14 protein-coding genes and 1 tRNA gene are annotated in these 15320 nt (G+C 31.4%); all 15 read left to right on the top strand.

Features of this window, described 5'->3' with window-relative positions; translation table 11 throughout:
* Nucleotides 1-87 precede the first annotated feature (87 nt).
* The 15 genes from KO506_RS02935 (at nucleotide 88) to KO506_RS02865 (ending at nucleotide 15180) form a co-directional block, all read left to right on the top strand.
* Nucleotides 88-162: transfer RNA gene (locus KO506_RS02935), tRNA-Val, on the top strand.
* 692 nt (nucleotides 163-854) lie between these two features.
* Entirely contained in the window at nucleotides 855-2132 is a 1278-nt protein-coding gene (locus KO506_RS02930; RefSeq protein WP_215993408.1) for a nucleotide sugar dehydrogenase, read from the top strand.
* 205 nt (nucleotides 2133-2337) lie between these two features.
* Nucleotides 2338-3270, top strand: a complete 933-nt coding sequence (locus KO506_RS02925; RefSeq protein WP_215993407.1) for a Gfo/Idh/MocA family oxidoreductase — start codon at nucleotides 2338-2340, stop codon at nucleotides 3268-3270.
* A gap of 45 nt (nucleotides 3271-3315) precedes the next feature.
* Entirely contained in the window at nucleotides 3316-3744 is a 429-nt protein-coding gene (locus KO506_RS02920; RefSeq protein ID WP_215993406.1) for an adenylyltransferase/cytidyltransferase family protein, read from the top strand.
* A 49-nt stretch (nucleotides 3745-3793) separates the two neighbouring features.
* Entirely contained in the window at nucleotides 3794-4237 is a 444-nt protein-coding gene (locus tag KO506_RS02915) for an adenylyltransferase/cytidyltransferase family protein (protein WP_215993405.1), read from the top strand.
* A gap of 3 nt (nucleotides 4238-4240) precedes the next feature.
* Nucleotides 4241-5566, top strand: coding sequence for a UDP-glucose dehydrogenase family protein (locus tag KO506_RS02910; RefSeq protein WP_215993404.1), 1326 nt, complete (start codon nucleotides 4241-4243; stop codon nucleotides 5564-5566).
* Between the two features lie 15 nt (nucleotides 5567-5581).
* Nucleotides 5582-6532, top strand: a complete 951-nt coding sequence (locus KO506_RS02905; RefSeq protein ID WP_215993403.1) for a GDP-L-fucose synthase family protein — start codon at nucleotides 5582-5584, stop codon at nucleotides 6530-6532.
* Between the two features lie 67 nt (nucleotides 6533-6599).
* The gene (gmd, locus tag KO506_RS02900) at nucleotides 6600-7727 is read left to right on the top strand and encodes a GDP-mannose 4,6-dehydratase (RefSeq protein ID WP_215993402.1); all 1128 of its coding nucleotides are present in this window, start codon (nucleotides 6600-6602) and stop codon (nucleotides 7725-7727) included.
* Between the two features lie 120 nt (nucleotides 7728-7847).
* Nucleotides 7848-9320 carry a hypothetical protein gene (locus tag KO506_RS02895; protein ID WP_303436098.1) on the top strand — a complete coding sequence of 491 codons (1473 nt, stop codon included), beginning with the start codon at nucleotides 7848-7850 and terminating at the stop codon, nucleotides 9318-9320.
* A gap of 56 nt (nucleotides 9321-9376) precedes the next feature.
* Nucleotides 9377-10144 (top strand): HpcH/HpaI aldolase family protein, encoded by a 768-nt coding sequence (locus KO506_RS02890; RefSeq protein ID WP_215993400.1) that lies wholly within the window; start codon nucleotides 9377-9379, stop codon nucleotides 10142-10144.
* A 71-nt stretch (nucleotides 10145-10215) separates the two neighbouring features.
* Nucleotides 10216-10905 (top strand): cytidylyltransferase domain-containing protein, encoded by a 690-nt coding sequence (locus tag KO506_RS02885; protein WP_215993399.1) that lies wholly within the window; start codon nucleotides 10216-10218, stop codon nucleotides 10903-10905.
* Nucleotides 10895-11527 carry an HAD family hydrolase gene (locus KO506_RS02880; protein WP_215993398.1) on the top strand — a complete coding sequence of 211 codons (633 nt, stop codon included), beginning with the start codon at nucleotides 10895-10897 and terminating at the stop codon, nucleotides 11525-11527. The genes KO506_RS02885 and KO506_RS02880 overlap by 11 nt, the downstream gene beginning before the upstream one ends.
* 7 nt (nucleotides 11528-11534) lie before the next feature.
* Nucleotides 11535-12890 carry a lipopolysaccharide biosynthesis protein gene (locus KO506_RS02875; RefSeq protein ID WP_215993397.1) on the top strand — a complete coding sequence of 452 codons (1356 nt, stop codon included), beginning with the start codon at nucleotides 11535-11537 and terminating at the stop codon, nucleotides 12888-12890.
* 38 nt (nucleotides 12891-12928) lie between these two features.
* Nucleotides 12929-14092: a glycosyltransferase family 4 protein gene (locus KO506_RS02870; protein ID WP_215993396.1), complete on the top strand. Its 1164-nt coding sequence runs from the start codon at nucleotides 12929-12931 to the stop codon at nucleotides 14090-14092.
* 8 nt (nucleotides 14093-14100) lie between these two features.
* Nucleotides 14101-15180: a CgeB family protein gene (locus KO506_RS02865; protein WP_215993395.1), complete on the top strand. Its 1080-nt coding sequence runs from the start codon at nucleotides 14101-14103 to the stop codon at nucleotides 15178-15180.
* Nucleotides 15181-15320 lie beyond the last annotated feature (140 nt).

Below are 15320 nucleotides of genomic sequence, written 5' to 3'. Positions count from 1 at the left end.
GTTGTTTTAGAGGTTATCAATTTTGGTTTTGAAAAATTAAAATTATAAAAGTGATTAAATTCCTACCTTAGGAATCAAAATATAAAAGGGCAATTAGCTCAGTTGGTTCAGAGCACTTGGTTTACACCCAAGGGGTCAGGGGTTCGAATCCCTTATTGCCCACTTCAAAAATCCTTTACTATTATAGTAAAGGATTTTTTATTTAGCTATGAATTGCTTCTGATGTATTTAATACTTAAAAATCTCGATAGATTTGTATAGAGGAACTTAAGATGTTAGATGTATAGTTTGAAAGCACAATTCTAGTCATAAAAGGTGTTCTTTTGAGCATTGAGGTTTTAATTATTGTGTGTCGTGAAAAGTTTGAGGAATGATTAAAAGCATTGCACTGAGAACGACAAGTGATAATTGGAAAAGTAAAAAAGCCATTCAAAAATTTATAGCAACTTTAAAAACTTAAGGATCTCTCAATTTCTTCAATAAGGTAAAAGTTTATTGCTACATTTATTGTTCGCTAAATATAATTATAGTGATTTTTTGTGTATAGCAATTTGTAAATTTAAGTTTTAAATTTGTTCTTTTTTTTTAATCATTTTTTTTAGGTATTGAGAAGTGAATGTTATTTGTTTTATTGAATAATGTAATGAGGGGAATTAAAATTGTCTTGTTTTTTAGATAGCGATGTGTAAATTTCATATATAGCATAGTTAGTAAAAAAAAACATGAACTTTATTCTTTTTTTTTAAGAGTTGTTTAAAATAACTGTGTCTTTTTATTTCGAATTTTTTGCTTTTCATTCATACATAAAAAACCTTTTTTGTACATTCGTAGACTTATAATTATTTCGTCAGTTAATGCAAAAAATAAAAATAGCAATCATTGGTTTAGGGTATGTAGGTTTACCACTAGCGCGATTATTTGCTACAAAATATCCTGTGGTTGGTTTTGATATTAATACGCAAAGAGTTGCAAAACTGCAAGAAGGAATCGATGAAACCCAGGAGGTAGATGATGCGCTTTTAAAGCAAGTTATTGTAAATGAAGAACGTGCTGCAAAGGGTTTGTATATTACTACAGATTCGAATAGTTTGCAAACTTGCAATTACTTTATTGTAACAGTACCTACCTCTGTAGATAAAAACAATCAGCCTGTTTTAAAGCCATTGTTATCAGCTAGTAAAACCATCGCAAAATATTTAAAAAAAGAAGATATTGTTATCTATGAATCTACAGTCTATCCAGGTGCAACTGAAGAAGATTGTATTCCTGTTTTAGAAAAACATTCTAATTTAAGTTTTAACGAAGATTTTTTTGTTGGGTATTCACCAGAAAGAATTAGTCCTGGAGATAAAGTAAGAACGGTAGAAAGTATACTAAAAGTAACTTCTGGTTCTACTCCTGCAACTGCAAAAAAAGTGAATGATTTATATAAGTCTGTATTAAAAAACGGAACACATTTAGCACCTTCAATAAAGGTGGCAGAGGCTGCTAAAATTATAGAAAATTGCCAAAGAGATATTAATATTGCCTTTGTAAATGAATTGGCTAAGATTTTTAGTTTAATGAACATTAATACCAGTGATGTTTTAGAGGCAGCCACAACAAAATGGAATTTTCTTCCTTTTAAGCCAGGCTTAGTAGGTGGTCATTGTATAGGTGTAGATCCATTTTATTTGGCGCAAAAAGCACAGCAATTTGGTTATTATCCAGAAATTATACTCTCAGGTAGACGATTAAATGATAGTATGGGTAGTCATATTGCTTCTGAGGTCATCAAGTTGATGATTAATAAAGAGGTAAAAATTAAAGGTGCTAAGGTTTTAATTTTAGGGATTACTTTTAAAGAGAACTGTCCAGATATTCGAAATACAAAGGTGGTCGATTTATATCATGCTTTAAAAAGTTACGGAGTAGATGTTGATTTATACGATCCTTGGGCACAAAAAGAAGAGGTTTTTGAGGAGTATCAAATCAGTTTATTAGAGGGTTTAACTGAACATAAATACGGAGCTATTGTTTTGGCAGTAGCACACAATGATTTCAAAGAAATTGATATAAGTGAATTACAAAGAAGTAAATCTGTAATTTATGATATTAAGAATTTTTTAAAGGTTAAGGATAAGAGTTTGTAGGTTCACAGTTCTCAGTCTTAGTTTTTGGTTAAAAATAAGGGGAATTATAAATTACGAATTATGACAAATAGGAGGAAGAGAAGATAGTCTTGAAATAAAAAAAAAGGTTAAGTGTTGGAAGTAAGTGGTTTGGAATTAGAACTCAATAACGAACAATAGATAAACGAATCACGAATAAGTGCAGCAAAAAAGCGGAAAAATAAAAATGAAGAATTTTGCATTAATAGGGGCAGCTGGTTATATCGCTCCAAGGCATTTACAAGCCATTAAAGAAACCAATAATACCTTAATTGCGGCTTTAGATAAGTTTGATAGTGTAGGGATCATGGATCGTTATTTTCCCAAAGCAGATTTCTTTGTAGAATTTGAGCGTTTTGATCGTCATATCGAAAAATTAAAAAGAAATGGTATACACTTGGATTATGTTTCAATCTGTACACCTAATTATTTGCACGATTCACATATTCGTATGGCATTAAGAAGAGGAGCAGATGCTATTTGTGAAAAGCCTTTGGTCTTAAATCCATGGAATATAGATGCTTTAAAAGATATTGAAAAAGAATCGGGGCAGAAGATAAATACTATTTTACAATTACGATTGCATCCGAGTATCATTGCTTTAAAAAATAAAGTAGACGCTGCTAATTCCAATCAAAAATACGAAGTAGACCTAACCTATATTACTTCTCGAGGACGTTGGTATGATATTTCTTGGAAAGGGGATGAAAGTAAGTCAGGAGGGATAGCAACTAATATAGGGGTGCATTTTTACGACATGCTTTCTTGGATTTTTGGAGCAGTTCAAGAAAATATTGTACATTTAAGGACGCAAAATAAGGCTTCTGGTTATTTAGAATTTGAAAAAGCCAGAGTACGTTGGTTTTTGTCTATCGATGAAAATTCTTTACCAGAAGCGGTTAAGCAAAAAGGGCAAAGAACTTATAGATCGATCACCGTGAATGAAGAAGAAATTGAGTTCAGTTCAGGATTTACAGAATTGCACAATCGTAGTTATGAAGAAATCATAAAAGGAAACGGTTTCGGATTGGTTGATTCTGAAGAATCTATAAAAATAGTACATGACATTAGGAATTTAACAATTCTTAAAAAAGGGGAAAAACATCCATTTTGTAGTTAAATAAATAAACATATATTTGTCTCAGTATTAATTAAAAATGTAACAATGAAAAAGAAAGCAATTATCGTTTCTGGTTATTTTAATCCTATTCATAAAGGGCATTTAGAGTACTTCAATAATGCCAAATCCTTAGCTGATGAGCTATTTGTAATTGTAAACAGTGATTTACAAAGGGAGTTAAAAGGTTCTAAAGCATTTCAAAAAGAAGACGAACGTTTGATTATAGTTAGTAATATCAAAGCCGTAGACAATGCGATTATTTCTGTAGATCAAGATCGTACTGTTTGTGCAAGTATTGCGCATTTGGTCAAAGAATATGGGGATGCCTATGATTTTGCTTTTGCTAATGGTGGAGATCAAAATAACAACTCTATTCCAGAAGTGCCTACATGTAAAGAATTGGGTGTAGCCTTAATCGATGGTTTAGGTGACAAAATACAATCTTCTTCCTGGTTGCTTAAAGGCAAGGAGTAACAAGTAGAAATCAAAAATTATCAACCAAAAAGAATAAAAATAAATTAATATGAAAATTGGTATTACTTTCAGTGCTTTCGATTTGTTTCATGCAGGGCACGTAAAAATGTTAGAAGACGCAAAACAAGAATGTGATTATTTAATCTGTGGTTTGCAAACCGACCCAACCTTAGATCGTCCAGAAAAAAATAGACCGATTCAATCTGTAGTAGAACGCTACATCCAATTAAAAGGATGCAAGTTTGTGGATGAGATTGTACCTTATGCTACAGAGCAAGATTTAGAAGATGTGTTACGTTCTTTTAAAATAGATGTGCGTATTGTTGGGGATGAATATATGAACAAACAATATACAGGACGTAAATATTGCGAAGAATCTGGAATAGAACTATTTTACAATAAAAGAGAGCACCGTTTTTCGAGCAGTGGTTTACGAAGAGAAGTACAAGAAAAAGAAAATTTAAAAGAGGAAGTAAAGTCTAAAAAAGCATAAAGCATGAATATAGCTGTTATTGGTTCTGGATATGTAGGTTTAGTGTCAGGGACTTGTTTTGCAGAAATGGGAAACAAAGTTACTTGTGTAGATATTGATCAAAAAAAAATTGATAAACTTGAAGAAGGCATTATTCCAATTTTTGAACCAGGTTTAGAAAGCATGGTATTGAAAAACGTTAAAAATAAAAATTTGTTTTTTACTACCAATTTAGCTGAAGCCATTGATACTGCTGTTATTGTTTTTATTGCTGTGGGTACGCCTATGGGAGATGATGGTTCTGCGGATTTGCAATATGTATTAGCAGTTGCCAAATCGATAGGAGAAACCATGCAAAAACGTTTGATCGTGGTTGATAAATCTACAGTGCCAATTGGAACAGCAGATAAAGTAAAAGCTACTATACAAGCTGAATTGGATAAAAGAGAGGTGGCCTTGGAATTTGATGTGGTTTCAAATCCAGAATTTTTAAAAGAAGGCGCAGCGATTGATGATTTTATGAAGCCCGATCGTGTGGTAATTGGTGCGGATTCTGAGTATGCTTTTGATAAAATGAAGCAATTGTATTCGCCGTTTTTTAGAACTCATGATCGTTTTATAACCATGGATATTCGTTCTGCTGAAATGACAAAATATGCTGCTAATACCATGTTGGCGACCAAAATTTCATTTATGAACGAGATTGCAAATATTTGTGAGCGCGTGGGTGCAGATGCAAATAAAGTAAGAATAGGAATTGGTTCTGATAAAAGAATTGGGTATAGTTTTATTTATCCTGGTGCAGGTTATGGAGGTTCTTGTTTTCCTAAAGATGTTAAAGCTCTAAAAAAGATTGCTGAAGAAAACGGTTATAAAGCGAATTTAATCGAGTCAGTAGAAAATGTAAACGACGCTCAAAAGTTATCCATCGCCAAGAAAATTGTAGCGAGGTTTGGAGAAGATTTGTCTGGATTTACCTTTGGTTTGTGGGGTTTAGCTTTTAAACCCGGTACCGATGATATGCGAGAAGCTCCTTCTATTTATACCATTAAAGAATTGGTGAAAAGAGGAGCAAAAGTTAAAGCTTATGACCCTAAAGCTAGAGAAGAAGCAGAACATTTTTATTTAAAAGGAGTTGCTAATTTAGAATATTGTAATTCCAAATATGAAGTTTTATTGGGGGCAGATGCTTTGATTCTCTTAACAGAATGGAAAGAATTTCGTTCTCCAGACTTCCACGAAATCAAACAACAACTAAAATCACCTATCATTTTTGATGGTAGAAATCAATACAATGCCTTTAATTTAGACAAAGAAGGTTTTGAATATTATCAAATAGGTAAAAAGTAGAAGCATATTTAATATATGGAAAAGAATTCAAAAATATACATTGCAGGTCATCGTGGGATGGTGGGATCTGCAGTTTGGAGGATCTTAGAGCAAAAAGGATATTCTAATTTAATTGGGAGAACTAGTAAGGAGCTAGATTTAAAAAATCAAGAAGCCGTTTTTCAGTTTCTTCAAGAAGAGAAACCTGATGCGATTATCGATGCTGCTGCAAGAGTAGGTGGTATTTTAGCTAATAATGATTTTCCATATCAGTTTATCATGGAGAACATGCAAATACAGAACAGCTTGATAGATGGCGCTTTAAAATCAGGTGTTGAAAAATTTATTTTCTTAGGGAGTTCTTGTATCTATCCAAAATTCGCGCTACAGCCATTAAAAGAGGAGTACTTATTAACAGATTCTTTAGAGCCGACCAATGAGTGGTATGCCATTGCCAAAATTACTGGGGTAAAAGCTTGTGAAGCGATCAGAAAACAATTTGGTAAGGATTATGTAAGTTTGATGCCAACCAATTTATACGGGTATTTTGATAATTTCGATTTAAAGACTTCCCATGTATTACCAGCGATGATCCGTAAGTTTCACGAGGCAAAAGCTAATAATAACGCTGATGTTGTATTATGGGGAAGTGGAACGCCAATGCGTGAGTTTTTGTTTGTAGATGATATGGCAGAAGCCGTGGTGTATGCATTAGAAAACCAATTGCCAGAACATTTGTACAATGTAGGTTCAGGTACAGACATTACCATTAAAGAATTGGCAGAGACTATACAGAAAGCAGTGGGTCATCAAGGAACAATTGTTTGGGATTCTGAAAAACCTGATGGAACACCAAGAAAATTAATGGATGTTTCTAAAATGAAAGCCATAGGTTGGCAGTATACCACAGAATTGCAAGAAGGTATAGAAAAAACCTATGATTGGTTTTTAGAAAATATAGAAAGTATTAAACAAGTAAAAATGTAGAGTCGATAATCCTCTATTGTTTCTCGTCCATCGAAAAACGAAACACGAACAACGAAATAAAAAAAATATGAAAGTTGCATTAATCACAGGAATTACAGGTCAAGATGGATCGTACTTAGCAGAGTTGTTATTAGAAAAAGGCTATGAAGTACATGGTATAAAAAGAAGATCTTCTCTGTTCAATACCGATCGTATTGACCATTTATACCAAGACCCTCATGATCCAAACCAAAGATTAAAGTTACATTATGGAGATTTAACAGATTCTATGAATCTAACCCGTATTATTCAAGAATGCCAGCCGGATGAAATTTACAACTTAGGGGCGATGTCTCATGTAAAGGTTTCTTTTGATATGCCAGAGTACGTAGGTAATGTAGATGCACTAGGTACTTTACGAGTTTTAGAAGCTGTTCGTTTGTTAGGTTTAAGCAAAAAAACCAGAATATATCAGGCGTCTACGTCAGAATTATTTGGTGGTTTGCCAGAAAATAAAAACGAAAGAGGTTTTTATGATGAAAACTCACCTTTATATCCACGTTCTCCTTATGGAGTAGCAAAAATTTACGGTTTTTGGATCACTAAGAACTATCGAGAAGCCTATGACATGTTTGCTTGTAATGGGTTGTTATTTAACCACGAATCGCCAAGAAGGGGAGAAACTTTTGTAACTAGAAAGATTACTAGAGCCGTAGCAAAAATAGCCTTAGGCTTACAAGATAAAGTCTTTTTAGGGAATTTAGAAGCCAAACGAGATTGGGGACATGCCAAAGATTATGTACGCATGATGTGGATGATTTTACAAGCCGACAAAGCAGAAGATTGGGTAATTGCCACAGGAGTAACGACTACAGTAAGGGATTTTGTTCGTATGGCTTTTAGTGAAGTGGGTATCGAAGTAGAGTTTAAAGGAGAAGGTGTAGATGAAAAAGCCTATGTAGTTACTTGTAATAAAGAAGAATTTCAAGTAGCAATAGGTAAAGAAGTATTGTCTGTAGATCCATCTTATTTCCGTCCAACAGAAGTAGATTTATTACTAGGAGACCCAACAAAAGCTAAAGAACAATTAGGTTGGGTGCCAGAATATGATTTAGCAGGTTTGGTAAAAGATATGATGGAAGGTGATGTAGCACTTATGAAAAAGGATGTAGATCTGTTAAAAGCTGGGCATGAAATTTTAAAACAGGTTGAGTAGAATTTTGTTTAATCAAAATATAAGTTAGTATTAAACTACAAATAAAAAAACATGAAATTATTAGATTGCACACTAAGAGATGGAGGTTATTATACGAACTGGGATTTTGATGAAGCTTTGGTGGCAGAGTATGCTGCAGCAATGGAGGCTTTACCCATTGATTATGTGGAAGTAGGATATCGAAGTATGGCGATGAAAGGATATTTAGGCGAGTACTTTTACTGTCCAGAATATGTTTTGAAACGACTAAAAAGTTTAATGCCTAATAAAAAGTTGGTCATTATCTTAAATGAAAAAGATATAAGGTCTTCGCATATAGATGAGGGATTGTTAGATCCTTGTAAACCATATGTAGCTATGGTTCGTATGGCGATTGATCCTAAAAATATGGTGCGTGCAATTGAATTGGCAAAAACAGTAAAGGCGGCCGGTTTTGAGGTGGCATTTAATGTAATGTACATGTCTAATTGGAAAAATGATCCTTCTTTTTTAGATGCTTTAGTTGGGGTAGATGATGTGATTGATTATTTTTATATGGTAGATTCTTATGGTGGAGTAATGCCACAAGATGTAAAAGATACCATTACTATGGTCCGTAGTAAAACAAGTGTACCCATTGGTTTTCATGGACATGATAATCTAGAAATGGCACTTATCAATACTATTACAGCAAAAGAGGCTGGTTGTGAGATTTTAGATGCCACAATTACGGGTATGGGACGTGGAGCAGGAAATTTAAAAACAGAATTATTACTTACCTATTTAGAAAGTGCAGAAAACTTACCGATTGCGTATAATGAGTTAAGTAGTGTAGTTAGTGAGTTTGAAGAGATGCGTAAGCATTATCAATGGGGTACAAGTTTGCCTTATATGTTTTCTGGAGCCAAATCTTTGCCACAAAAACAAGTGATGGAATGGGTGGGGATGAATCGTTATCCTTTGGGTAGTATTATCAATGCATTAAATAATAAAAAACAAGAAGTCGCAGATAATTTAAAGTTAGCTACATTAAAAAAAGAGTCTAAATATAGTAAAGCTATAATTTTAGGAGGAGGTAAAACTGCCAAAGAACACAAAACAGCTGTAAAGAAATTTTTTGAAGGTGCAGGACAAGATGCGTGTTTAATTCATGCGGGTACACGCCAAGTAACAGAATATTTAGACATTGACTGTGACCAGTACTATGGTTTGGTAGGTTTTGAAAGTGAAAAGTTATTAAAACAAATTGGTGATTTTTCTAAAGTAACACAAGTATGTGTGTATCCTCCTTTCCCTCGTAAAATGGGAACAACTATCCCTGATAGCATAATAAAAGTATCAAAAGAGTTGGAAAGAATTACTTTTACTGATTTAGATACAGAATCACCTATGGCTATAGCAACTCAAATAGCCATTGATTTAGGGGTGAATCACTTGTACTATATTGGTTTTGATGGATACGATTTAAGTTTAAATCAAAATCAGTTTGTAATGGCAAGAGAAAATCAAATTATCTTGGAAGATGTTATGAATACAGGAGGTGTGCAAATAGAATTTTTGACACCAACGAAGTATAAAAATGTAAACGTATCTTCTATTTATAGTTTGATATAGAAAGGGAGATAGAAAAATAAAGAAGACCTTGCCTATTGACTACTTTTTAAATATATATGAAAAAGAACATACTTATCGATAAAATAACTAATCAAAAATTTCTTTATGGACCTTTTTGTAAAATGCAAGATCCTACAATTATAGAACTTGCGGCTTTAAGCGGTTTTGATTTTATTATTATTGATATGGAACATGGGCCGCATGATGTTACTTCCGTACAAAATATGATAAGAGCAGCTGAAGCTAAAGGAATTGTACCGGTAGTTCGTGTAACGGAAAATAACGAAACACTTATTTTACGACTGTTAGATATAGGTGTAAAATGCATTCAAGTGCCACAAGTATCAACGGTAAAAGATGCTCAAAAAGTAGTTGAGTGTACCAAATTTTATCCGATAGGTAATAGAGGTATGTGTAGATATGTTCGTGCTGCTGAATATACGAATGTAAGTAGTGCAGATTATTTTAAAAACTCAAACAATTCTATAGCTACCATTATTCATATTGAAGGTTTAAAAGGTATAGAAAACTTAAAGGAGATTGTTCAAGTAGAAGGAATCGATATTATTTTTATAGGATGTTATGATTTGTCGCAATCATGTGGTGTTCCCGGTGAAATAAAACACAACAAAGTTATAGAAACAATGAAAAAAGCAATAAATATTGCACAGGAAAATGGAAAAATGATGGGTACTTTTACAGAATCATTTGAAGATGCTAAAATGTGGAAAGAAATAGGGGTGCAATATATTTCTTATGCAGTAGATGTGGGTATTGTTTTAGATGCATTTAAAAAGGTGGTAACTCAGTTAAATAAGAAATAGAATATATAATCAATAATAAGAAAATCTAAGGCCATTTTTTTTTGTTATAAGTAAACAAATATCACATTACTATGACCGTATTTTTACCATGTAGAGCAGGTAGCCAAAGGATACCCAACAAGAATACCAAAGAATTTGCTGGTATCGAAGGGGGGTTATTAGAAGTAAAGTTACGTAGTTTAATTAATGCTACTTTGGTTGATAAAATCGTTCTTTCTACCAATGACCAAAAAGTTATCGATATTGCAGAAGCTATTCCTCACAAGAAAATTTCAATTGATATTCGACCAGAACATTTAGCATTATCATCTACCAGTACAGATGATTTGGTAGATTATGTACCGACTATAATTGAAGATGAGCACATTTTATGGACTCACGTAACTTCTCCTTTTATTACTTCCGATTCATTGAACAGAGGAATTAAAAAATATTATGAAAATTTAGATGAAGGTTACGATAGCTTAATGACGGTGAATAAAATTCAAACTTTTTTATGGAATGAAGATGGTAAACCCAACAATTATGACAGAGATAAAGAAAAGTGGCCTAGAACACAAACTTTAGCTCCTTTATATGAAATTAATAGTGGTTATTTTATTAATAAAAGAGATAATTACATAAATTTAAAAGATAGAATTGGTCATAAACCTTATTTGTTACAATCAGAAGGCTATGAAAAAATAGATGTAGATTGGCCCGATGATTTTTTATTAGCAGAAATGGTGTACAAATTAAAATACAGTGTTGATGTTCAATAAAAAAAACATATTGTGGGATTTTGATGGTGTCATTTTAGATTCGATGGTTGTTAGAGATTGGGGTTTCGAAGAGATTTTTAAAAATTTTGATGCTCAACAAGTTTCAGAACTATTAAAATATCATCGTGCTAATGGAGGACTGTCTAGATATGTGAAAATCAGATATTTTTATGAAAATATTTTGGGTGAAAGTATTACAGAAGAAAAAGTAATGCTTTATGCAGAAAATTTTTCTGTGTTAATGAAAAAGGAATTAACAAACCCTAAAAATCTAATATTAGATGCTGTATCATTTATCAAATCAAATTATCAAAAGTATCATTTTCATATTGTTTCAGGTTCTGACGGAGAAGAATTACGGTTTTTATGTAAAGAATTAGGTTTGACACCCTATTTTTTATCTATTGAAGGTTCACCTACTCCCAAAAAAGTATTGGTTAAAAATTTATTAAAAAATCATAATTATATTTTAAGAGAAACATGTTTAATTGGAGATTCAATCAATGATTATGAAGCTGCTAAGGCCAATAATATTCATTTCTATGGGTATAATAATAAAGAATTAAATAAATTAGATGGAGGATATATTCCTAGTTTAAATGTTTTAAACACTAATTTTTAATAATTTTATGTCTACAGTAAAAAAAAATATTTTAAAAAATGGTTTTGCTTCTATACTTACAAGAGGTGTAAGAATGTTAGAACAGCTATTTTTAGTGCCTTTTTTTATCACTAGCTGGGGTGCTGCTTACTATGGTGAATGGTTAACACTTACAATAATACCTAGTGTATTTGCATTTTCTGATTTAGGTTTTGGTTCTGCAGCTGCCAATAGTTTTGTTTTAGCATATGCATCGGGTCAAAAACAAAAGGCCGCTAATATAAACAAAGCAGCTATTAGGATAATTTCTACTATGTTAGTTATAGCAATGTTTGTAAGCGTAGTAGTATTATTGATACTTAATCATTTTGATGTTTTCGAAAAATCGATTATTGAAAAATACGATGCTATAATTGCTGTTTCTGTTTTGATATTAGCTAGATTTTTAAATTTTTACACGCAGCTTATAGAATCCTATTATAGATCAGCAAGAAAAGCATCTTTAAGTATTAACTTACAAACTTTAAAATCTTTGTTAAATTTGGGTGCAGGGATGTTAGTACTTTTATTTGGATATGGTATAGTTGCTTTTGCTATTTCTCAGTTAATTGTAATCGTATTCTTTAATTTTTTTTATTGGTATAGAGGGAGTAAAATGTTGGAAGGATTTCATAAATACAAAGGAATTAAAGATAAATTAGAAATAAAAAATATAACATCCAAAGGTATTGGATACATGTTGTTTCCAGGTTGGCAAGCTATTTATTTTCAAGGTACTACTTTTGTGGTTAGAATTGTCTTGGGACCTGAGTCAGTAGCTGTATTTAATACAGTACGCACATTAAGTAGGTCTGTAAATCAAGTTTTAAATATAATCAGTTCTAGTATTTTTCCTGAATTGCAATACGAAATTGGTGCTGGAAATACATCTAAAGCGAATAAAATTTTTAAAATAGGTGTACTTTCTTCTTTTATACTTTCTGTTTTAGGAGTAATATTTTTAGCAGTGTTTGGTCTGTGGTTTTATGGAATATGGACACAAAAACAATTGTATGTAGAACCGTCTGTATGGTATGTTTTTTTAATAGGTATATTGTTTAATTCTCTTTGGTGGTCTTCAGAACCTATATTCAGAGCAAAAAATGAACCATATGTTTTTGCTATTGCAGGTGTAATTAGCGCAATTGTATCTGTAATATTTACTTATCTATTATCTTCAGGTTTTGGTTTATTAGGTGCAGCAATAGGAGCTATTATTTTAGATATAATTATGGCATTTATAATTATTCCTAAAAGTATAAGTATGATGGAGATGAAATTTATAGAGATTTTTCAAGGATTAAATTTAAATATGGCCATAAAAAAAATTGTAAGTAAAAAATAAAATATTTCTCATTTTAAAATATCAATAACGTAATTGTCATGAAAGTAACTCAAATATCAATTGGTAGATTTCATCATTTTCATCTAGCAAGGCAAATGGAAAGATTTGGACTATTAGATAAAGTTTTTACAGGGTATCCTAAATTTAAATTAAAAGATGAGAAAGGAATAGATATAAATAAAATTAAAACTTTTCCTTATCTACATGCACCGTATATGAAAAGAAACGTGATAGGCTTGGATAAGTACGATTGGTTGAATAAAGCTTGGGTTTGGTATGATAAGCTTCTAGTAGATAGTTATGCCGCTTCTAAAATAGATAAGCCTACTATATTAATTGCACTTTCCGGAACAGGATTAAAAGCAGGTAAAGTTGCAAAAAAGAAAGGTGGTATATATATTTGTGATAGAGGATCAACACATATTCAATTTCAAGATGAAATTCTGAGAGAAGAATATGAGAAATGGGGTTTTGTTTATAAAGGGATCGATCCTCGTATAATTGACAAAGAGTTGGAAGAATATAATTTTGCAGACAAGATAACTATACCCTCTACATTTGCAAAGAACTCTTATATAGATAAAGGTATTAATGAAAATAAAATAACTAAAATTCCTTATGGTATAAATTTATCAAGATTCCAAAAGACTAAAATAACACCAATAGATGTGTTTAGAGTAATTTGGGTTGGTGGCGTATCTTTAAGAAAGGGGTTTATGTATGCGTTAAAAGCATTTCAAAGATTAGAACATCCAAATAAAGAATTTTTAATTATTGGAAGTGTCTCCAAAGAAATAAAATTTTTATTAACTAATGAAAATTTAGATAAGATAATTTTTAAAGGAAATGTTAGTAATGCAGTACTAAAAGACTATTATAGTGTTTCGCATGTATTTGTTATGCCAAGTATAGAAGATGGTTTTGGAATGGTGTTAGGAGAATCCTTAGCGTGTGGCTGTCCAATTATTACCACAACAAATAGTGGAGGTGTAGATTTGTTTGATGATAGTAAAGAAGGTTTTATTGTACCTATACGTTCTTCTGACGACATACTAGAAAAAATGCAACTTTTAGCTGATAATCCAGAAATACAAAAACGTATGAGTAGTAATGCTGAAAAAAAAGCTAAAGGAATAGGAGGATGGGATTCTTATGGTGATCGTTGGAAACTAGTAATAGACAATTATAATAAACTCAACTAGGTTACTAAATGGGATTAATAAAAAATAGTAATTTGAGAGTTTTATCTATTGGTGGTTTAAGTGCATATGGAAAAAGTAACACCTGTTTGCATAGGCATAATGCAATAAAAAAGAATGCAAATACTGTGCATGAAGTAGATACTGCAAATACAAAAGTGTCATTACTTTATAAAATAACAAATAAGCTATTTAATTTAGGTTTTCCTATCAATTTACCGGACTCTAAAAAATCTAATAAGAAAATATCTCGATTAATTCAAGAAAATAAATATGATATTGTATGGATTGATAAAGGTTTAACTATTAAAAAAAAAACATTAAAGCTTATTAAACAATTGCAACCAAATTGTAAAATTGTTAGTTTTTCTCCAGACAATATGATGATGCGATTTAATCAAAGCCAAAATTTTTTAAATTGCAGATTTCTATATGATTATACATTTACAACAAAATCATTTATAGTCCAGGATTTGAAAGATCTAGGTTTTAAGAATGTTTTTTTTATCAATAAAACTTATCATGAAGAATTTCATTATCCTAGAGAACTTACTTTAATTGAAGAAAAGGAATTAGGAGGAGATGTTGGTTTTATAGGTGCTTGGGAAGAAGAGCGTTGTCATAGTATTTTATATTTGGTTGATAACGGTATTAAGGTAAAAGTTTTTGGAAATAAAAAATGGAAAGAATACATCGACTATCATCCAAATTTAGAAATTAGAGAGGGTTTGTTTTCAGACAATTACCCAAAAGCCTTAAGAGCTTTTAAAATTTCTTTATGTTTTTTAAGAAAGATGAATAATGATCAGCAAACGGCAAGAACAATGGAGATACCTGCTTGTGGTGGTTTTATGATGGCAGAAAGAACAAAGGAACATCAGATTTTATTTAAAGAAGGTAAAGAAGCTGAGTATTTTAGTACAAATGAGGAATTGCTGAATAAATGTAATTATTATTTAAAGAAAGAAAATAAAGAAATCAGGTTAGCTATTATTAATTCAGGTATTAAGAGATGTGAAAAATCTGGCTATTCTAACGAGAAAACTATTGCTAAAATGATGAAAATAGTATTAGGAAAGAATGAAAAATAAAAATAAAATATTTATTCTTAAACAATTACGGAAATGGCTTGGTATAATTTTAATTATATCCATTACTTTAGAGTTATTACTTTTCCCGTCTTTAGCAAACTTATTAGGTTGCTTAATGACATTCTTTAGTTTTTTAATAT

It is taken from the genome of Polaribacter vadi, assembly GCF_018861005.1.
Lineage (GTDB): Bacteria > Bacteroidota > Bacteroidia > Flavobacteriales > Flavobacteriaceae > Polaribacter > Polaribacter vadi_A.
Note: the sequence above shows the minus strand (reverse complement) of the source record. Positions and strands in the feature narration are given on the sequence as shown.